Genomic DNA, 20,502 nt, shown 5'->3' with positions numbered 1-20,502 from the left:
CCGTGATCCCCGTGATCCCCGTGATCCCCGTGATCCCCGTGATCCCCGTGATCCCCGTGATCCCCGTGGTCACCGTGGTCACCGTGGTCACCGTGGTCACCGTGGTCACCGTGGTCACCGTGGTCATGATGGCCGTGATCCATCTCGGACGGGTCATGCTCGAGCGCGTCGGTTTCGAGATAGCCCTCGTCACCCGGCGCCCCGCCCGGCAGCTCGCCGGCCACCGTAAAGGCCAGATCCACCCGGGCCCGCCAGTAGTCACCCAGCGCGGCCACGGCCCGCTGCCAGTCGGCCAGCTCTTCCTGCTTGGTCACCAGCAGGTCGAACACATCGTCGAACATGAAGTTCACCCGTTCCTGCATACGCTCCAGCTCGATCTCGCGGGCCGGGAGCAGTTCGTAGCGCTTGGTGCTGAACTTGTCCCGGTTATGAGCCAGCCGCACGAAGTGCTGGTGGACGTCGGCGGTCACCGCCTGCTCCAGTTTGGCCTTCCGGGCCTCGCCGTCCTCCAACCGCGCCTCGGCCCGGGCGATGCCGGCCTGGTTCTGGTTGAAGATCGGCAGGGTGAAGGAGATGCCACCGCCCCACAGGCGGGTGCCGTCCGTCTCGCGCTCGAACTCGATACCGGGCTCGATGTCACCCAGCCAGCGATAGCGCCGCACCAGGGCCACCCCCTCGGTGAGCCCCTCCAGGGCATGGTCCAGGGCCCGCAGGTCCAGACGCTGCTCCAGCGCCTGCTCGACCAGGGCATCGCGATCCTCCACACCGGCCAGCGGCAGTGGCAGCTTGCCGGGCACCTCCCAGCCATCCACCTGGCCGGGCAGCCCCATCAGGTGGGCCAGGCGCAGACGGGTCTCGCGCTCGCGCTGCCGCGCATCCTCGAGCTTCAGCCGGGCCTCGGCCGCACGGATGCGCAGCTGTGCCCGCTTCAGGTCGGGGATATTGCCGGCGTCATAGAAGCGCTCGCCCAGCAGCGAGCCGAGATCCGCGGCACGGGTCTCCAGCGCCTGTACCTGAGCCCGCTGGCGCGCGGCCACCGCGTCATACCAGGCACGCTCGGTGTCCGAGGCCAGGGCCACCATGCCTTCGGCCAGCTGCAGACGGGTGGACTCCCAGTGGGATTCGGCAATGTCCTGACGGGCACTGCGCATCAGCAGGCCGGAAATACCCCAGGCCAGGCCAACCCCCGTCTCGTTGCCGCCACCGCCCTCGGGGCGCATCACCGACAGCGACAGGGTGGGATTGGAAAACTGGGCGGCCTCGACCACGTCGGCGGCCGTCAGATCCAGCTTGGCGTAGGCCTGCTGCATGCGCGGGTTGCGCCACAGGGCCTGATGAATGGCCTCCTCGAGCGTCAGCTCGCCGGAGGGGCGGGGCATCTCCGACTCGGGCAGGTCGATCCCCTGCACCGAGATGTCCTCCGCCAGCTCGGAGCGGTCCAGCTCGGGCGCGGTGACCGCGCAACCGGCGAGGAACAGCACCGAAACGACGGGGAGCAGCAATCGGGTTGCTCGCATCGTGAAAATCTCCTTGATCGGACTTCGACTCCGCATCCCGCGCGAACGCGCGACACGGCCTTGCCGTCCGCCAGTGCCGAGTGGAACCCGGATATACGGACAGCCCCGGCGCTCGGGCCGGTACAGTCAGATCAGGAGAGGATGGGGGGTCGGTATAACGCGGCCGCAGGCGGACCGCTCTGGAAGGAATACAGGCTCATGGCCTGCGTGACCGGGGTCAGCAGATGCATACCGGTGATGGACGGCATGCCCTGGCAGTGGCTGCAGGCCGAGCAACTCGCCAGGCAGGCCGCGTCCACGCAATCCGCGTGCTGGATCACCCCGCTGGCGTCAGAGGAATCGGATGCTTCATGGGCGTGGTCGCCGCCATGCCGAGTATCGGCGTGATCGTCCTGCGCATGGTGATCATGGTGGTCGCCGTGCGCGTGATCATGCGAATGATCATGGTCCGCGTGATCCGCCGCCTTGTCGCCCTGCGACTGGGCCCCGTGCATCGCATGCCCGGCGTGACTGCCTCCCTCGCTCGCGACGGCCGCAAGTGCCGGCAGGCCGGCAATCGCCAGCACCAGCATCCAGCACAGCAGTCGATGGAAGACCCGTTTCACTTCGGCCAAACCCTCACCTCAAGGGGCATCACCCCGATAACCCGCCGATACGCTACCACAGCCCGCACACATCAGCGCACCCCTGTGGGAGCGTGCCTGCACGCGAATGCCCCTGCCCGCATCCGGCTTTGGCAGGGGCTTCGCGGGCAAGCCCGCTCCCACACACATTCCCGTCGCCCCATCGGCCAGAGGGCTGGCCTCCTACGCCAGCGCGCGCTCGATCACGTCGCGCAGGTCGCGCGACAATTCGAGTGCGGCGAGGCGCTCGAGTTCCGCACGCATCTGCTCGCCGCGAACGCTGTCCACCTTCTGCCAGCGCGTCAGCGGCTGGGCCAGGCGCGCGGCGGTCTGCGGGTTCATCGGATCCAGCTTCTCGATGAAGGCGCCCATGCGGCGGTAGCCCGCGCCATCTTCCTGGTGGAAATGGCGTTCGTTGCGCGCCATGAACGGCCCCAGCACCGCACGCACCCGGTTCGGGTTGGTCCAGCGGAACCCGGGGTGCCCCAGCAGCGCCTCCAGGCGCTCGAAGCCGCCGGGGACCTGGCTGCCGGCCTGCAGGCCGAAGTACTTGTCCAGCACCAGCGGATCGTCGCGGTAGCGCTGCTCGAAGTCCGTCAGCAGCACCTCGCGTGCCTCGTGATCCAGCTCGTTCACCGCATTCAGCGCACCCATGCGCATGGTCATGCTGCGCGCCTTCTGGTACTGCGCCAGGGCCTCCGGCACCGCGGCCTGGTCGCCGGCGGCCACACGCAGCGCCAGCAGGCGGTTGCGCAACTGGCGCCGGCCCATCGCCTCGGCGGTGAAGGCGCCGTTGTCCACGGCATCCAGCTTCGGCTGGATCTGCTGCATCGCGCCGGCCAGCGGGGCGTAAAGGCGCTTCTCCAGGTCGTCGCGCTCCATGCGCAGGCGCACCGGATCGACGCGCTCGAACAACTCGGCCAACTCGCGCGTGGGCGGCAGTTGCAGGATAGTCGCCAGCAGCACCGGCTCGATCGCCGGGTCCTCGATCAGGGCATGCAGGGCGTGCTCGGTGGCGGCCTCCAGCGCGGAGTCGGCGGCGTCGTGCTGGATGCGCGTGCGGATCGCGCGGCGGAACAGGGTCTGCGCGGCCTCCCAGCGGGAGAAGGCGTCATCGTCGTGCGCCAGCAGGTGGGCCAGTTCGTCCACGCCCTGGTTGGCGTTCAGGATCACCGGGGCGGAGAAGCCGCGCAGCCAGGAGATCGCGCCCGGCTCGGCGGACAGATTCTCGAAGCAGAAGGTGTGCTCGGCGGCATCCAGCTCGAGCACCCATTCGTCGCGCTCGGCCTCGTCGCCTTCCCGGCGCGCGCGGATGCGCTGGCCGTCGGCATCGAGAAAGGCCATGCGCACCGGGATCACCACCGGCTCCTTGTGCGCCTGCCCCGGGGTCGGCGGGGTCTCCTGCGCGAGTGTGATACGGGCCGGTCCGCCGGGGCCGTCGAACGCGGTGCTTGCGGTCACGTGCGGCGTGCCGGCCTGGGTGTACCAGCGCTTGAAGCGGGAGAGATCGCGCCCGCTGGCCTCGGCCATCACCGCGACAAAGTTGTCTGTCGTCACTGCCTGGCCGTCGAAGCGCTGGAAGTAGAGATCCAGCCCCCGGCGGAAGGTCTCGCGCCCGATCAGGGTACGCAGCATGCGGATCAGCTCCGCGCCCTTCTCGTACACCGTCAGGGTGTAGAAGTTGTTGATCTCGGCGTAGTGGTCCGGGCGCACGGGGTGCGCCAGCGGCCCGGCGTCCTCGGGGAACTGATGGGCGCGCAGCAGCGAGACATCGTCGATGCGCTTGACCCCGAACAGGGTGCAGTCGGTGGTGAACTCCTGGTCGCGGAAGACCGTGAGCCCCTCCTTCAGCGACAGCTGGAACCAGTCGCGGCAGGTCACGCGGTTACCGGACCAGTTGTGGAAGTACTCGTGGGCGATCACCGACTCGATGGCGACAAAGTCGCTGTCGGTGGCGGTGTCGGGGCTGGCGAGCACGTACTTGGCGTTGAACAGGTTCAGCCCCTTGTTCTCCATCGCCCCCATGTTGAAGTCGTCCACCGCGACGATCATGTACACGTCCAGATCGTATTCGCGGCCGAAGGCCTCCTCGTCATAGCGCATCGCCCGCTTCAGCGAGGCCAGCGCGTGATCGCAGCGATCGGCGTTGTGCTCCTCCACATAAAGCTCCAGCGCCACCTCGCGCCCGGACATGGTGGTGAAGGTGTCGCGCTGGCAGGCCAGATCCCCGGCGACCAGTGCGAACAGGTACGACGGCTTGGGGAACGGATCCTCCCACACCGCGTAGTGGCGCCCGCCGTCCAGCTCGCCGGCCTCCACGCGGTTGCCGTTGGCCAGCAGCACCGGGTACTGCGCCCGGTCCGCCTCCAGGCGCACGCGGTAGGTGGTCAGCACATCCGGGCGGTCGGGGAAGAAGGTGATGCGGCGAAAGCCCTCCGGCTCGCACTGCGTGCACAGCATGCCGCTGGAGGCGTACAGGCCTTCCAGCGCGGTGTTCTGCTCCGGGTGACAGCGGCTGACGATCTCCAGCCGCGCACGCTCCGGCAGGCCGTGCAGCAGCAGGCCCTCGGCATCGTGCTCGAGCAGGCCCTCGCCCGGCTCCGCGCCATCCACGGTCAGTGACACCAGCTCGACGCCATCGCCGTAGAGCCGCAGCGCCCCGTTCGGCTCCACCGCCTGCGGGTTGCGCCGCACCGCCATGCGCGTGGTCACCTCGGTGGTCGCCGCCGCCAGGTCGAAGTCCAGCTCCAGGCTCTCCACCACAAACGCCGGCGGCTGGTAATCGCTCAGATAAACCGCCTGGGGACTCGCATCACGCATTCCAAACTCCAGTCATCAATCGCTTTCCACACGTATCACGCCCGGCAAGCACGAACGCTAAACCCCGACAAAGGCAACGTCATTGCGAGGCGCCGCGGCAACCTCCATCCATCACCCCCCACGTTTCTCGGCCCAACCACCGGGGTTCCTCACAGAGATCGCCACGTCGCTGCGCTCCTCGCGATGACACCGTCTCTTCCCGTCATTGCGAGGAGCCGAAGGCGACGCGGCAATCTCTCGACCGAACCCCGACTTGTACCCCGACCAGCGCCGGAAACTGGCACCACAACAACAATCCGTTAGCATACCGCGCATGGAATGGATCGATATCTGCTTCAACCTCACCCACGAATCCTTCAACAAGGAACGCGACGAGGTCCTCGAACGCGCCCGAGAGGCCGGCGTGTCCTGGATGCTGATCACCGGCGCCGACGCCCACCAGAGCGAGAAATGCCTGGAGATCGCCGACCAGTACCCGGACTGCTGCCGCGCCACGCTGGGCGTGCATCCGCACCTGGCAAAGCAGTGGACCGACGCGATCGCCGCGCGGTTCAGTGACCTCGCACGCGCGGACGCCAACGTCGTCGCCATGGGCGAGATGGGGCTGGACTACAACCGCGACCACTCGCCGCGCCCGCAGCAGCGCATCGCCTTCGAGGCCCAGCTGGAGCTGGCCGCCGACCTCGGCCTGCCGGTATTCCTGCACGAGCGCGACGCCCACCACGACTTCGCCCAGATCCTGCGGCGCTGGCGCGACAAGCTGCCGGCCGCTGTGGTGCACTGCTTTACCGGCGAGGCCGATGCCCTGGCGGAATACCTCGACCTCGACTGCCACATCGGCATCACCGGCTGGGTCTGCGACGAACGCCGCGGCACCCACCTGCACCCGCTGGTGCCGCGCATCCCGCGCGGCCGCCTGATGATCGAGACCGACGCGCCCTACCTCCTGCCACGCACCCTGCCGAAGGGCAGCGGCAAGAAGATCGGCAACGGCCGGCGCAACGAACCCGCCTTCCTCCCCCACATCGGCGAATACGTGGCCCACCTGCGCGACGAGACCCCGGAAGACCTCGCCGCCCACACGACCGCCACCGCCACCGCCTTCTACAACCTGCCCGAAACCGCCGGTGCCTGAACCCCCGGACAGCGGGTCGCAACGCGTCGCGCTGGTCACCGGCGCGGCGCTCGGGATCGGCCTCGGCATTACCAAGCGCCTGGTGCGGGATGGCTGGCAGGTCGTGCTGGCCGATATCGACGGCCCCGAATGCGAACGGGCCGCCACGCGGCTGGGCCCCACCGCCCGGGCCATCACGCTGGATGTCCGCGACGAGGAACAGGTCCGCGAGGCAGTGCGACGCACGGAAGAATGGCACGGCGGCCTGGATGCCCTGGTGAACAACGCCGGCATCAGCGACCCGCACTCCGGACCACTGGAAGAGCTGGAACTCGCCGACTGGAAGCGCTGGCTGGACACCAACCTCACCGGCGCCTTCCTGCTCGCCAAGCATGCTCTGCCGCTGCTGCACCGCCGCCGGGGCGCCATCGTCAACATCAGCTCCACCCGCGCCCTGCAGTCAGAACCGGACACCGAGGCCTACGCCGCGAGCAAGGGCGGACTGGACGCCTTCACCCACGCCCTGGCGATCAGCGCCGGCCCGGGGGTCCGCGTCAACGCCATCCGCCCCGGCTGGATCGACACCCGCAGTCCCGAGCAGCAACAGGCCGAGCCGCTGTCCGCACAGGACCACACCCAGCATCCGGCCGGGCGCGTCGGCCAGCCCGGCGACATCGCCGCCCTCACCGCCTTTCTGCTCGGCCCCGACGCCGGCTTCGTCACCGGCCAGATCTGGACCGCCGACGGCGGCATGACCCGCCGCATGATCTACGCCGACTGACTCGTTCCGGCGACGGAACAGATCCGTCACCCCGTACCCGTCAAAGTCGAGCCGGCCCGGAAGCAGACGAGGCGCTGCTGCACCACGTCGGCGACCACCCGCAGGGCGGCGTCGCGGGTGTCATGGACCTGCACGGTTGCGAGTACCGCGGGGTCCACAGGGTCCCCGATGTCGACCTCGGGCGTGTGCGCGGGGTGCCGGTCGAGCCAGGCGGGGTGGTACTCGCAGTCCGCCTCGGCGGGGAACAGCGCAGCGTAGGCGATCCGCGCCTCCACCAGGTCCTGGAAGAAGTGGCTGCCGAACGAGAGGTCGGGGACGATGCCGGCATCGGGGTCGGCCACCTCCACCAGTATGCGCACGCGGTCAATATCGGCGAAGCGCACGGGCACGCCCAGTTCGGGGGTGCTGGTGCCCCAGCGGCCGGGGCCGATCAGGAGCGTGGTGCAGTCACCAGGGGTGGCATACTGGTGGTTGAGGGCGCCCACCAGGCGGGCGACGGCGTATTTCTGCGGGCGGGGCAGCTCGGCGTAGCGTGCGCCGTCCACGCGGATGACGCGGTCGATGGCAAGGTCCAGATTGCCGCCCATAAAGCGGCCCTGGCTGGCGAACAGCAGCCGCTGCGGGTCGACCTTCCCGGGCAGTTCCACCGGCCGGTCGCTGCCCAGGGTGGCGAGCGGCCGGCACTGCACCAGGTTCACGCCGGCGTTGCCTTCGGCGTCGAGGTGCACAGTGAACTCGACGTCCACCGGGTGGGCGTAGGCGGCCTCCAGGGTCTTGAGCAGGTCGCGCATCAGCGGGGCGAAGCCGGTGCGCTGCAGCAGCGGGGTGAAGGTCACCCGCCACAAGCGCTCCTCGCGCCCCTGTTCGCGGGCGCGGCGGCGGGCCTCACGGTCGACCTCGCCGAGCAGGTTCAGGGGCAGGTCCGGCGCGGCCTCGGCCAGTTCCTGGATGGGGACGACGGCCTCGCGGTTGGCCTGGATGTCGAGGACGTCGGCGGCGTGCTGCGAATAGCGGTACGCCTCCTCCGGGCTGCGAAACGGCCGCCGTTCGGGCTGGTCCAGTGCCACCACGCAGGCATGGTCGCGCGCGACCCGGTCCACCGCGCGGGTGCCCAGACCCAGCACCAGGCGCAGCATCCCGGCGGACGGATCCAGCGCGCCGTCCCAGACGAAGGTGTTCCACGAGACCCCGACCCCGGCGGCGTCCGGAAGGTAGTAGTGCCCGTGGTAGCGGCCGTTGACCCGCTGCAGCAGCAGCGCCATGGGTTCTTCCTGATCCATCAGGCCACGCTGCTGGCGGTAGCTCAACGCGTCGTCGCTCATGGTCGAGGCATAGACCCGGCGGATGGCGTCCTCCAGCTGCGCCAGACGCTCGCCGGGACTGCCCTGGTTTACGCAGAACACGCTCTCGTACTTGCCGGCAAAGGCGTTGCCGAAGCCGTCTTCCAGGAGGCTGCTGGAACGCACCAGGATCGGGTACTGCCCGTAGTGGTCGAGCACCCGCTCCAATTCGCGGCGCACCTCCGGCGGGATCTCGCCGTGCAGCATGTCGCGGCGCAGGCTACAAGCCTCGTCGAAATAGCCTTCGGTGGTGCGCTGGCGCATCAGCCGCGGCCACCAGCCGTTGTGCACCAGGTAGGCGTAGTACACGTCGGCACCGACGAAGTGCGAATCGTGCGGCTCCAGTGAGCGCCGCCAGCGCTGCGGGTCCTGCGCGAGCAGGATGCGCCGCGCCAGCAGCATGCCCACGGCCTTGCCACCGATGTAGCCGCTACCGACCATGCGTTCGCGGATCGCCAGCAGCTCCTCCAGCCCGAGGTGGCGCCGCGCCAGTTCCAGCATGCGCTCGTCGCGGCCGATCAGCACCCGCAGGATCTCGTCCTGCACCCGGGCACGGTCGGCCGCCGGCGTCCCCTCCGCCAGCGCATCGGAGGCGGCGAGGAACAGGCGGTCCCAGTAGTCCAGTAGCTGCCGGCCGTGCGGCTGCCCGGGGCGCTGCTCCTCCAGCAACGCCTGCAGCCGCGTGGCCTCGCTGCTGTCCACCACCGGCACGAACTGCGTACCGTGCTGACGGTGCGGCAGGAACATCGTCGGCGAGCTGCGCTGCCACACCTTCACCGGCTGCACATGCACCGCCTCGCCGGCGCGGCGCACGTCGATCAGCACCTGCGTGGTCTCGCGGATGCGCGACAGCGTGGTGTGCGAATGGCTGTGCGGATGCAGCGCGAACCAGGCCACCGTATCCATCTCGTACAGATAGGGGCAGATGGCGCGGAAGAAGTTGCCCACCATGTGGTCGGTGGCCCAGGCCTCCAGCAGGTCGGAGAGGCAGTCGCACAGATAAAAGGCGCCGCGACCATGCTCGGTGATCAGGCGGAACACGTGGCGGGTAAACGGCTCGAAGCCGCGTAACGCGTCGATGGCGACCACCTCGATGCCCGGGCCCGGCTCCACCAGCGGCGCATGCGCGCCAAAGCGCAGATAGATGATGGAACGGTCCTGGGCGCGGGCGGCGGCCACGAACGGCCGGACAAAGCGGCGGTAGTCCGCGATGTCATCGACCCGCCAGACCACGTTGTCGCCGATCCGCAGTCCGTCGAGCACCCGATCCAGGCCGTCCAGCCCGGTGGAGACTGCCTCGTGCTGAGGTTGCCGATCGGTGGCCATCAAGCGCCCGTGCGGTCTGGGCGCCCCACAGTACCCCCTGCCCCGCAGGTGCTCAACGCTCGGCACACCCACCCGGCACCGCGAGTACACCCAACAGGCGTCACTTGGCTTACCATGGACTGTCCTGCCCCAGCGGCAACAGGAGATCGACCATGAAGACATCTTTGATTCTGACGCTCATCGGACCGGACCACCCGGGACTGGTCAGCGCGGTAGCGGCCCGGGCACGTGCGGCGGGCGGCAACTGGCTGGAGAGTCGGATGGCACATCTGGCCGGGCAGTTTGCCGGGGTGGTACTGCTGGAGGTGGATACCGAGAACGCCGACGCGCTGGAGGCCGCGCTGCGCGGGCTCGAAGGCGACGGGCTGCAGGTGCATATCCAGCGGGGCAGCGAACTGCCGCCGGCGGCGCGGCATCCGGTGGTGCTGGACCTGATCGGGCACGACCGACCGGGAATCGTGCAGGACATTACCGCCGTGCTCTCGCACCACGGCGTGAGTGTCGAGACGCTGGAGACCGCCTGCGAGCCGGGCTCGATGACCGGCGAGCCGATGTTCCGCGCGATGGCCCGCCTGGGCGTTCCCGAGGACCTGGACCTGCACACACTGCAGGATGACCTGGAGGCCCTGGCCAACGAGCTGATGGTCGACCTCGAACTCCACGACCCGCTGCAGGAACCGCCCGAGGCCGTAGCCTGAACACCTCCCGACGCGGGTAGGCAACATCCTGCACCCACAGGCTGCCGTTGAGCGCAGCGAAACGCACCACTTCCCCGCTCGGTGCATCCCCCGATGCGATTCGCTTCGCTCATCACATCCTACGACGCTTCTTCATCCGGTCTGTACGCCAATGGCGTATAGCGTAACGCCGTTCAACGCGCCACGTCAGGGCGCGGCGCGGTGGCGGCGGGCGGCGTCGAGGCGGCGGACGAAGTCCTGCATCAGGGTGGTGTAGAGCGTTTCGCCGAGGACCTTGTCCTCGATGCCGGCATCCAGGTTGGGGTTGTCGTTGACCTCGATGACCATCACGCCGCGCGGGGTCTGCTTGAGATCGACGCCGTAGAGGCCATTGCCGATCAGGTTGGCGGCCTTGACGGCCGTCTTGACCACGGCGGCGGGAACGTCCGCCAGTGCCGGCGTGCGAAAGCCGCCCTCGCGCGGGCCACCCTTGGCGTCGTGGTTGACGATCTGCCAGTGCTTGCGCGACATCAGGTACTGCGAGGCGTACAGCGGCTGGCGGTTGAGCACGCCAATGCGCCAGTCGAACTCGGTGTAGACAAACTCCTGGGCGAGGATCAGATCGCTCTCCTTCAGCAGGCGCCGGGCAATGGATTCCAGCTCGGCGCGGTCGTTCGCCTTGAACACCCCGCGCGAGAAGCTGCCGTCCGGGATCTTGAGCACCACGGGATAGCCGATCTGTTCCTCCGCACGCAGGACGGTCTCGCGGTTGAGGATCACGGTCTTTGGCGTCGGCACACGATGGGCGGCAAGGCGTTCGGCCAGATAGACCTTGTTGGTGCAGCGCAGGATGGAGTCGGCGTCGTCGATCACCACCATGCCCTCGGCCTCGGCCTTGCGCGCGAAGCGATAGGTGTAGTGGTCGATGGCCGTGGTCTCGCGGATAAACAGGGCGTCGAACTCCGCCAGACGTGGCAGATCGCGTGCCTGGATCAGCTCGACATCCATCCCCTGCTCCTGCCCGGCGCGGGCGAAGCGCTTGAGCGTGGCCGGCGTGGACGGGGCCATCGCCTCGTCCGGGTTGTGCAGGATGGCCAGCTCGTAGCGCGCGCTGCGTGCCCCGCGGCGGCGGCGCCAGGGTTTGGAGAGGTAGCGCTCCAGCGCGGCGAAGAAGGCCGGCTCCTGCTCGGGTTCCAGCGCGTTCAGCGCGAACGGGCGCAGGGCGTGAATCTGCCAGCGCCCCTGCAGCCGGAACTCCACCCGGAACATCGGCGCCGGGAACAGGGCGAACAGCTGGCCGGCGATCTCCTGCAGCGCCGGTTCGCCGCACTGGCCGAACAGCACGGTCAGTTCCAGGCGCTCGGGCTGCGCGCCCTGGCGGCTGCGGCCCAGAACGCGCGCCACGCGTTCGTCCAGCTCCTCGGTATCCAGGCTGTAGATGGACTTCCGCGACAGGTCCTGCAGGGTGCGCACGCTGGGGATCACCCGGTGCCCGCGCGCCTCCGCCAGCAGCGAGCCGTAGTAGCCGGCGGACAGGTAACGCTGGCTGCGGCACAGGTTGATCACACGCAGGGTGGCCGGGTCGTCGGCGGCCGGTCCGCGCAGGTAGTCGTCGATGGCCATGACCGGAAGGTCGGGAAAGTGCGGCTTCCAGTCCGCCCGGCGCTCGACCAGGATGCGGTGCTCAGGCATGCGCGCCCTCCGCCACACAGCGCGGGCCGACGATCACCGCCGCCTGCAGCCCGGCGCGGCCGTAGCGCGCCATGCGCTCGAAGTCCGCACGCGCGATCGGCATGTTCACCGAGTCCACCGCGCGCTCGCCCTGTTCGGCGTCTACGAACGGGTCATGCACGTAGACAAAGCGCTCGTCGAAGCCGGTCACCGTGACCCAGTGCGGGAAGCGCTCGGCATACAGCCGCACGCTGCTGATCAGAACCACTGGCACCCCGCCTTCGGCAAAGCGCGCCTCCAGCTGGGACACGTTCACCGGGCCGTGCACCACCGGCACCCCGAGCTGTTCCAGCTCCTCGACCATGTCCTCCTGCACCAGCTGCATCACCTCCTTCTTCTCCGCGCTGCGCACGGAATCCCCGAACGCCACCCCGCGATCGCGCACCAGCAGTTCCACCTCGAACCCGCGATGGGCGGCCGCCAGCGCGAGCCCGTACGGCCCGCAGCCGCCGTGGCCCGAGGTCATAAAAATCGTGGTGGCGTCGCGCCACAGGCGCAGCTCCAGGCGCCGGTCCAGCTTCAGCGCCGGGTCCACCGCGCGCATCGCCATCATCAGCGCAGCCGGGCCACAGGTGAACTCCAGCGTCTGCGCGTAGTACGGGGCGCGTACCAGCGCCGGATCGGGGCCGGTCGCCAGCGACTTCTGCAGCCGCAGCGCATCCATGTGGTCCTCGTAGTAGTCATCGATGGTGCCGAAGTCGCGATACCCGAGCCCGCGGAACAGGGCCAGGCTGGCCGCATTGTCGCGCCGCACCTCCAGACGCAGATCGGTCCGCCCGTGCTGGCGCGCCGCGTCTTCCGCCGCCTCCACCAGGCGCCGGCCCAGCCCCTGGCCGCGCGCCCGCGCGCTGACCGCAATCGAGTACAGCCGCGCCAGCGAGGTACCACGGCTGAACAGCAGCATCACGTAGCCGAGCAAGCCCTCCCCGCCGGGACTCTCCGCCACCAGCGTCGCCGCATGTCCGCGCGTCAGCAGGTAGCGAAACTGCCGCCGCGAGATGCGATCGATCTCGAACGCCGCATCTTCCAGCGCTACCAGTGCCTCCAGATCCTCCAGCGTGGCCGGACGGATCAAGGGCGATTCCGCGGCGGGCGCGACCCGTTGCTTGACCTGCTGGCTCACGCTCCTCTCCCGGCGGCGGCCCGATCTCCATCGTAGCGCAACCACCGGGCGCCAATAGCCCGCTCCAGCAGGAATATTTGCCGACGGCAAGACCCCGGCTAACGCAGTACCCCGGACAGTTCGTCCAGGCCGCCGATGGTGGCCGTGGGTTCCCCGCCCCAAGGGTCGAACAGGCCCTGCCGCGGCCGGTCGAGCCAGACCGTGCGCATGCCCGCATCCTGCGCGCCGATCACGTCAAAGGGGTTGCCCGAGATCAACCACGCATCCGTGGGTGAGACATTGGCCCGCTGCAGGAAATGCCGGTACACGCGCGGGTCCGGCTTGAAGCAACCGATCTCGTCCACGCTGACGAGATCCTCGAAACGATCCTCCAGCCCGGCGTTCCGCAGCAGCCCGCTCACCGTCTCGGCCGTCCCGTTGGAGAACGCGAACAGACGGTGCCCGTCCGCCCGCAGCTCGTCCAGGGCCGGCCCCGCATCGGCAAAGGCCGGAAGCTGTCGATAGCGCCGCAACAACTCCGCCTCCTGCTCCGGACCGAGCGCGATCCCCAGCACCTCGCAGCAGAACCGCAACGCCTGCTCGGTGCAGATATCGAAATCCGCGTACGCCCCCATCAGCCCGCGCCGGAAGGTGTATTCCAGCTGCTTCTCGCGCCAGGCACGCGCCAGCACCGGCGCCCGCTCGCCGATCCACCCCCCGAGCGTCGCCGCAATCCCCTGGGTATCGATCAGCGTCCCGTAAACATCAAACGCCAGCGTCTGCCGCATACGCCCCTCCCATTCGCGTTGACCCTGCTGCATCCCGCCCGCCGGATGGCGGTTCTGGACATCGCCGCTGCTCGGCGAAACACTGCACGCGTTGAGTCCAATTGTCAGGAAGCATCCATGAGCATGCAGGAGACCATTACCCGGAAGCTGGAGGAGCGCTTTGCGCCCGAGCATCTGGAGGTGGTGAACGAGAGTCACATGCACAACGTGCCGCCAGGTTCGGAGTCGCACTTCAAGGTGACGGTGGTGTCCGAGGCCTTTCGTGATCAGAAGCTGATCGCGCGGCACCGGCTGGTGAATCAGGCCCTGGCCGACGAGCTGGCCGGCGGCATCCACGCCCTGGCGCTGCACACGCTGGACCCGGACCAGTGGTTCGAGCGTGCCGGCAAGGTCGCTGACTCCCCGCCCTGCATGGGTGGCGACGGCGGCAAGGCCTGATCGCTTGCCGCTAACAGAGATCCCCGCGCCCGAATCGGCCGTCGACCACATCCTGCGCGCTCGGCTGGAAGCGCCGGGGCTGATGGACCTGCTCGGCCAGATTGAGGCCAGCCTGAAACCGGCGGCCAGCCACCCGCCGCTGCCGGGCGTATCCGAGCACCTGGGGCCGGACCGCCACATCGTGCTGTGGCTGATCGACGGCTTTGCCACCCGCTATCGCCGCCATACACCGCTGCTGGGCGCGGACTACGTAACCGACCTCGAGACCGTGTTCCCCAGCACCACGGCCACCGCGATCACCAGCATCCTGACCGGGCGCACGCCCGCGCAGCACGGTCTGCTCGGCTGGCACACCCGCCTGCCGTCCGCCGAGCGCACGCTGACGGTACTGATGGGCCAGGAGCGCGACGCCGAGGACCGCCCGGCCACGCTCGGCTACCGCGAATTGACCGGCCGCGTGCAGCCGGACCGCCTGGTCGACCGGCTCGGCTGCCACACGACCATGATCGGACCGGACTGGATCGGCGGCACGCCGTACAACCGCATGATGAACGGCTCCGCCGCGTTCATCGGCTTCGAGGACCTGTCCGAGCTGCCGGCGCGGGTGGCCGCGCATGTGAACGCAACGCCGGGGCCGCATTTCACCTACGTCTACTGGTCGGAGCTCGACCACCTGGGCCACGCCTACGGCCCGGAAAGCCCGGAGGTGGAGCGCCACCTGAAGCAGCTGGACCTGGCCTACACCGCGACCTGCGCGCAGATCCAGCGCCCGGAGAGCGTGTTCCTGACCACCGCCGACCACGGCATGCGCACCATGAAGCGCCGCCTGGACCTGCGCGAGCACCCGGCGGTGCAGGCCTGCCTGCGCCACCGCCTGACCGGCGAGCCACGTGCCGCCATCGCCCATGTGCGGGAAGGGCTGGATGCGGAGTTTCGCCATGCGCTGCACACCGCGTTCGGCGCAGACGTGTCCGCCATCCCCGCCGCCGACTGGGTGGGGCGCGGCACACTGGGCCTGCCCCCGGGGCATGACCGGGAGCACCCCGAACTGAGGGCGCGCGCCGGCGACTACCTGCTGCTGCCCGCGGAGGACGCCTACCTGGTGGACCCGCCGGCCGACGACGAGGGGCCGTTCTTCGTCGGCGCCCACGGCGGCCTGTCGCCGGAGGAGCGGCATATTCCGCTGTTTCTTCGGAATATGGGCCAGACGCGGTAAACTGCCGGGTTCTGTGCCGGTCAAACGGGCTGGCGCTGGCTGAAACAAGACTGTCCCGAGATCCCATGAACGACACCGCCGACCAGACCTACAACAACGCCGCCCAGCACCTGATCGAGCTGGCGAACCGGCTCGCCGATGACGGCCAGGCCGCTGAAACCGGCGACGTCGCCGACGGCCTGCTGGCCGGTGCCGTGCATTTCTGGCTGTACAGCCGCCAGCCCTGCGGCGATCCGTTGTGCGAGGACTGCGCCCCGTTCGCGGACGCCGAGAGCCGTCTGGCCATGCTGCACGAGCTGATCGACGAGCTGGCGCGCGACAGCGACTACTTCCACGCCACCACCGACACCACCGTCGGCCACGCCTGACCCGCTACGCCCGAGCCGATGCCGGTCACGCCCTTTCGCCCCGCGACCGACACCTGGTTCGGCGAGGCCTTCGGGCAGGCGACCACGATCCAGTCGCGCGGCTGGCCCGCGATCCGAGCCGGCCACCACTGCCTGCTGATCGCCCCCACCGGCAGCGGCAAGACCCTCGCCGCCTTTCTCAGCGCCATTGATCGTCTGACCGGCGAGCCCGCACCGGATGCCCGTCGCGGTTACTCGGTGCTCTACATCTCGCCACTGAAGGCGCTGGCCACCGACATCGAGCGCAACCTGCGCGCCCCGCTGGCCGGGATCGCGCAGACCGCCGCGCGCCTGGGCCAGACCGTGAACGAGACCGCAAGCGAGCCGGTGGTACACATCCGCACCGGCGACACCCCGCAGGCCGAGCGCCGCGCGCAAGCGCGCGAACCCGGCGACATCCTGGTGACCACGCCGGAGTCGCTGTACCTGCTGTTGGGCTCGAAGGCCGCCGAAAACCTCGAGTCCATCCACACGGTCATCATCGACGAGGTGCACGCGCTGGCCGGCAACAAGCGCGGAGCGCACCTCGCCCTGTCACTGGAACGGCTGGCCGAACGCTGTGGCGAGGACCCGCAGCGCATCGGGTTGTCCGCCACCGTGCACCCGATGGAGGTGGCGCGCGGCTTCCTTGGCGGCGACCGCGAGGTGGAGGTGATCGACGCCGCCGAGCCCCCGCGCCTGGACCTGGAGATCCTCGCCCCCGAGGAGCCGCCCGCCGAACACGCGGCACCGACCGTCGAGGGTTCGGAAACGACGAGCCCCTCATCCGGCCCGATCCCGTCCGGCTCCATCCTCGGCGCGGTCTACGGCCAGGGCACCGGGCAGTTCCCCACCGCCCGCGGCGACCGCGCCGCACGCCTGGAGCCGCGCCTGCTGGCCGCGATCCTGGAGCACCGTTCCACCATCGTGTTCGTGAACAGCCGCGGACTGTGCGAGCGCCTGGTCCAGCGCATCAACGAGGCCTGGCGCGAACAGCAGCCGGAGGATGCCGAACCGGTGGAGGAGCTGGTCGCCGCCCACCACGGCAGCGTCTCCCACGAGCGCCGCGCCGAGATCGAGGGCCGGCTGAAGACCGGGCGCCTGCGCGGCATCGTCGCGACCAGCTCGCTGGAGCTGGGCATCGACATGGGCGCGGTGGATCTGGTGATCATGGTCGAATCCCCCGGCGCGGTCGCCCGCGGGCTGCAGCGCGCCGGGCGGGCCGGGCACGGCGTGGGCCAGGTCTCGCGCTCGCTGCTGCTGCCACGCTTTCGCGGCGACCTGCTCGAATGCGCAGTGATCGGCGAGCGCATGCAGGCCGGCGCACTGGAACCGATCCACGCCCCGCACAACCCGCTGGACGTGCTGGCCCAGCAGCTCGTCGCGATGGTCTGCGAACGCCCGCGCACGGTGGACGAACTGCACGCGCTGGTTCGCCGCGCCGCGCCCTGGCGCGAGCTGTCGCGGGCGCTGCTCGAGGCCACGCTGGACATGCTCTCCGGCCATTACCCCAGCACCGACTTCGCCGACCTGCGCCCTTGGCTCGCCTGGGACCGCGCCCGCGACGAGCTGACCCCGCGCCGGGGGGCGGCACTGGCCGCGCGACTGAACGCCGGGACCATCCCTGACCGCGGGCTGTACGGCGTGCATGTCGGCGAGGGCGGGCCGCGCATCGGCGAGCTGGACGAGGAGATGGTGTTCGAGCTGAAGACCGGCGAGAACGTGACCCTGGGTGCCAGCACCTGGCATGTGGAGGCGATCACCCGCGACCGCGTGCTCGTCTCTCCCGCCCCGGGCGAGGTCGGCAAGCTGCCGTTCTGGCATGGCGACGGCCCCGGCCGCCCGATCCAGCTCGGCCAGGCCATCGGCGCCGCCACCGAGCGGCTGGCACGCATGGGCCGCGCCGAGCGCACGGCCTGGCTCAGGGAACACGCCCCGCTGTCGGAGGCGGCGGTGGAGACCCTCTGCGACTACATCGACGAGCAGCGCGAGGCCACCGGGCAGCTGCCGTCGGACCAGCGCATTGTGGTCGAGCGCTTCCGCGACGAGGTCGGCGACTGGCGCGTCTGCATCCTGACCCCGTTCGGCGCGCGCGTGCACGCCCCCTGGGCGCTGGCCCTGCAGGGCGCGCTGACCAGCCGCTCCGGCTTCGAGGTGCAGGTGATGTACACCGACGATGGCATCGTGCTGCGCCTGGCCGACAGCGAGGACCTGCCCGAGCTGGACAGCCTGTTCCCCGACCCGGAGGAACTGGAGGAGGCGGTCACCCGCGAGCTGGGCAACTCCAGCCTGTTCGCCAGCGCCTTTCGCGAGAACGCGGCGCGCGCCCTGCTGCTGGTGCGCAACCGACCCGGCCAGCGCACCCCGCTGTGGGCGCAGCGGCTGAAGTCGCAGCAGCTGCTGGCCTCGGTGCGCGAGTACGCGAGCTTCCCGGTGGTGCTGGAGACCTACCGCCAGGTACTGACCAACGTGTTCGACCTGGACGCCCTGCGCCAGATCCTGCGCGGCGTGCAGGAACGCCGCATCCGCGTGCACGAGGTGGAGACGCCGCAGGCCTCCCCGTTCGCCCGCAGCCTGGTGTTCGCCTATGTCGCGGCCTACATCTACGAGCAGGACGCGCCGATGGCCGAGCGCAAGGCCCAGGCGCTGACGCTGGACCGCGGCATGCTGGCCGAACTGCTGGGCCAGGCCGAGCTGCGCGAGCTGATCGACCCCGAGGCCCTCGCCGAGCTGGAGGCCGAGCTGGCGCACGCCACCGAGGCGACCCGGGTGCCGGACGCCGACGCCCTGCACGACCTGCTGCGCCGGCGCGGGGACCTGACCCCGGACGAAGTGGCGGCCGCCTGCGCCGAGGCGCCGGGACCGTGGCTGGAACAGCTCGCCCGCTCCCTGCGCGCGGTGGAGGTGCGCATCGCCGGCGAGCCGCGCTGGATCGCCGCCGACGACGCCGCGCTGTACCGCGATGCCCTCGGCGTGGTGCCCCCGCCCGGCCTGCCCGCCGCGTTCCTGGAACCGCCACAGCGCCCGCTGGAACAGCTGCTGCGCCGCTACGCCCGTACCCACGGACCTTTCCGCAACGAGGACCTGGGCGCTCGCTACGGCCTCGCGCCGGGCGCACTGCTGCCGGCGCTCGAGAGCCTGGAGCGCGCCGGCGTACTGCTGCGCGGCGAGATCCGCCCGCAGGGCACCGGCGAGGACTGGTGCGAACTGGACATCCTGCGGCGGCTGAAGCGCCGCACCCTGGCGCGGCTGCGCGACGAGGCGGCGGCGGTGGACGCCCGCGCACTGGGCCGCTTCCTGCCGGCCTGGCAGGGTCTGACCGAACCCGGACGCGGGGCCGGCGCCCTGCGCGACACGCTGACGCAACTGGAGGGCATCGCCCTGCCCTGGTCCGCCTGGACCGCCCACGTACTGCCGATGCGGGTGCGCGACTTCTCGCTGGATGCGCTCGACCGCATCACCGCCTCCGGGGAGTTCGTCTGGGTGGGCAGTGGTGCGCTGGGCCAGCGCAACGGGCGGGTCCGCTTCCTGCGCCGCGAACAGGCGATGGTGCTGCTGGAACCGGAGGCCGGTGCCGCGGATACCCCCGCCAGCGACGACCCGCTGGCGCAGGCGATCCTGGACACCCTGGACCAGCGCGGCGCCTGCTTCTACCTGGAGCTGGAACGCGCGGCCCGGACGGCGCAGCCGGATGCCCGCCAGGACGCGATCGAGGCCGCGATCTGGGACCTGGTCTGGGCCGGGCAGATCACCAACGACACCTTCGCGCCGCTGCGCAGCCTGGGCCAGCGCAGGACCTCCGCGCGCGGCCGGCGACGCCCGGGACAGGGTCTGGCGGGCGGGCGCTGGTCACGAGTCGCCGAGCTGATCGACCCCGGCGTGTCGCTGACCGAGCGCGCCCGCGAACAGGCCGAGAACCTGCTGGCCCGCTACGGTGTGGTCAGCCGCGAGATGGCCCGCGCCGAGGGCCTGCCCGGCGGCTTCGGGCGCGTGTATCCCGTCTACCGCGCGATGGAGGACGCCGGCAAGCTGCGCCGCGGCCACTTCGTCGAGGGCCTGACCGGCGCGCAGTTCGCCCGCGCCGGCGCGGTGGACCGCCTGCGCGCCCTGGAACGCGCGGCCGACGACACCCCCGAACCGCAGTGGCTGGCCAGCGTCGACCCGGCCAACCCCTGGGGCCAGCTCCTGCCCTGGCCACAGCCGCCGGAAGCGGCCGAGGGCCGCCTGCGCCGCGTGGCCGGGGCGCTGGTCGCGCTGGCCGGCGGCCAGCCGCTGCTGTACCTGGCCGCCTCCGGCCGCCAGCTGTTCGTCTGGGAGACCATCCCCGGCATCGACACCGCGGAGGAGCACGCCGCCCTCGTCACCGAGGCGATCCGCCAGCTCGCCGGGAGCCGCTGGCTGCCGAAGCGCCGCGGCGTCACCATCGAGAGCATCAACGGCGAACCGGCGCGCCAGTCCCCGTTCGCCGCCGCCCTGCGTGCCGGCGGCGCCCTGGGCGAGGTCCGCGGCCTGCGCCTGGAGCCACCCGCCGGCCGCCGTTGATGCGATTCGCTGCGCTCATCGGCATCCTACCGTGACATCGGCGCGACCTAGGGTGCGTTGAGCCCTGCGAAACGCACCGTTCGCCCGGAATCTCTCGAAGC

14 protein-coding genes (1 of these 14 running past the window's edge) are annotated in these 20,502 nt (G+C 70.2%); 7 read left to right on the top strand and 7 right to left on the bottom strand.

Features of this window, described 5'->3' with window-relative positions; translation table 11 throughout:
* The 3 genes from F791_RS0107545 to pepN form a co-directional block, all read right to left on the bottom strand.
* Nucleotides 1-1,502, bottom strand: the 5' portion of a protein-coding gene (locus F791_RS0107545) for a TolC family protein (protein ID WP_019592420.1). 202 nt of this gene lie to the left of the window's left edge; only the first 1,502 of its 1,704 coding nucleotides appear in the window; its start codon is at nt 1,500-1,502; the stop codon falls past the left edge of the window.
* A 146-nt stretch (nt 1,503-1,648) separates the two neighbouring features.
* Entirely contained in the window at nt 1,649-2,089 is a 441-nt protein-coding gene (locus F791_RS0107540) for a hypothetical protein (RefSeq protein ID WP_018993174.1), read from the bottom strand.
* 234 nt (nt 2,090-2,323) lie between these two features.
* A complete protein-coding gene (gene pepN / locus F791_RS0107535; RefSeq protein WP_018993175.1) occupies nt 2,324-4,960 on the bottom strand; it encodes an aminopeptidase N in 2,637 nt (878 codons plus the stop codon).
* 313 nt (nt 4,961-5,273) lie between these two features.
* On the opposite strand from pepN, the gene F791_RS0107530 reads away from it, so the two are divergent.
* Nucleotides 5,274-6,095: a TatD family hydrolase gene (locus F791_RS0107530; RefSeq protein WP_018993176.1), complete on the top strand. Its 822-nt coding sequence runs from the start codon at nt 5,274-5,276 to the stop codon at nt 6,093-6,095.
* A complete protein-coding gene (locus F791_RS0107525; protein WP_018993177.1) occupies nt 6,088-6,855 on the top strand; it encodes an SDR family oxidoreductase in 768 nt (255 codons plus the stop codon). The genes F791_RS0107530 and F791_RS0107525 overlap by 8 nt, the downstream gene beginning before the upstream one ends.
* A 26-nt stretch (nt 6,856-6,881) precedes the next feature.
* Here the strand turns inward: F791_RS0107525 and F791_RS0107520 are convergent, their stop codons facing one another.
* Nucleotides 6,882-9,521 carry a PEP/pyruvate-binding domain-containing protein gene (locus tag F791_RS0107520; RefSeq protein ID WP_019592418.1) on the bottom strand — a complete coding sequence of 880 codons (2,640 nt, stop codon included), beginning with the start codon at nt 9,519-9,521 and terminating at the stop codon, nt 6,882-6,884.
* A 152-nt stretch (nt 9,522-9,673) separates the two neighbouring features.
* On the opposite strand from F791_RS0107520, the gene F791_RS0107515 reads away from it, so the two are divergent.
* Complete coding sequence (locus F791_RS0107515) at nt 9,674-10,219, top strand: glycine cleavage system protein R (protein WP_018138970.1); 546 nt, start codon at nt 9,674-9,676, stop codon at nt 10,217-10,219.
* A gap of 186 nt (nt 10,220-10,405) precedes the next feature.
* On the opposite strand, the gene F791_RS0107510 is transcribed toward F791_RS0107515, so the two are convergent.
* The 3 genes from F791_RS0107510 to F791_RS0107500 form a co-directional block, all read right to left on the bottom strand.
* Nucleotides 10,406-11,890 (bottom strand): RimK family protein, encoded by a 1,485-nt coding sequence (locus tag F791_RS0107510; protein WP_019592417.1) that lies wholly within the window; start codon nt 11,888-11,890, stop codon nt 10,406-10,408.
* Nucleotides 11,883-13,052, bottom strand: a complete 1,170-nt coding sequence (locus F791_RS0107505; RefSeq protein WP_019592416.1) for a GNAT family N-acetyltransferase/peptidase C39 family protein — start codon at nt 13,050-13,052, stop codon at nt 11,883-11,885. The genes F791_RS0107510 and F791_RS0107505 overlap by 8 nt, the downstream gene beginning before the upstream one ends.
* 98 nt (nt 13,053-13,150) lie before the next feature.
* Nucleotides 13,151-13,819 carry a haloacid dehalogenase type II gene (locus F791_RS0107500; protein WP_026333011.1) on the bottom strand — a complete coding sequence of 223 codons (669 nt, stop codon included), beginning with the start codon at nt 13,817-13,819 and terminating at the stop codon, nt 13,151-13,153.
* Between the two features lie 117 nt (nt 13,820-13,936).
* On the opposite strand from F791_RS0107500, the gene F791_RS0107495 reads away from it, so the two are divergent.
* The 4 genes from F791_RS0107495 to F791_RS0107480 all read left to right on the top strand — a co-directional run bounded on the left by F791_RS0107495 (nt 13,937) and on the right by F791_RS0107480 (nt 20,401).
* Nucleotides 13,937-14,257, top strand: coding sequence for a BolA family transcriptional regulator (locus tag F791_RS0107495; RefSeq protein ID WP_017925236.1), 321 nt, complete (start codon nt 13,937-13,939; stop codon nt 14,255-14,257).
* Nucleotides 14,258-14,339: 82 nt separating this feature from the next.
* Nucleotides 14,340-15,473 (top strand): alkaline phosphatase family protein, encoded by a 1,134-nt coding sequence (locus tag F791_RS0107490; RefSeq protein ID WP_019592414.1) that lies wholly within the window; start codon nt 14,340-14,342, stop codon nt 15,471-15,473.
* A 65-nt stretch (nt 15,474-15,538) separates the two neighbouring features.
* Entirely contained in the window at nt 15,539-15,841 is a 303-nt protein-coding gene (locus tag F791_RS0107485; protein ID WP_018862566.1) for a hypothetical protein, read from the top strand.
* Nucleotides 15,842-15,859: 18 nt separating this feature from the next.
* Nucleotides 15,860-20,401 carry a DEAD/DEAH box helicase gene (locus F791_RS0107480; protein WP_019592413.1) on the top strand — a complete coding sequence of 1,514 codons (4,542 nt, stop codon included), beginning with the start codon at nt 15,860-15,862 and terminating at the stop codon, nt 20,399-20,401.
* Nucleotides 20,402-20,502 lie beyond the last annotated feature (101 nt).

It is taken from the genome of Thioalkalivibrio sp. ALRh (genome assembly GCF_000381425.1).
GTDB lineage: Bacteria > Pseudomonadota > Gammaproteobacteria > Ectothiorhodospirales > Ectothiorhodospiraceae > Thioalkalivibrio.
The sequence above is the reverse complement of the archived record's forward strand: the minus strand, read 5'-3'. Positions and strand labels throughout refer to the sequence as shown.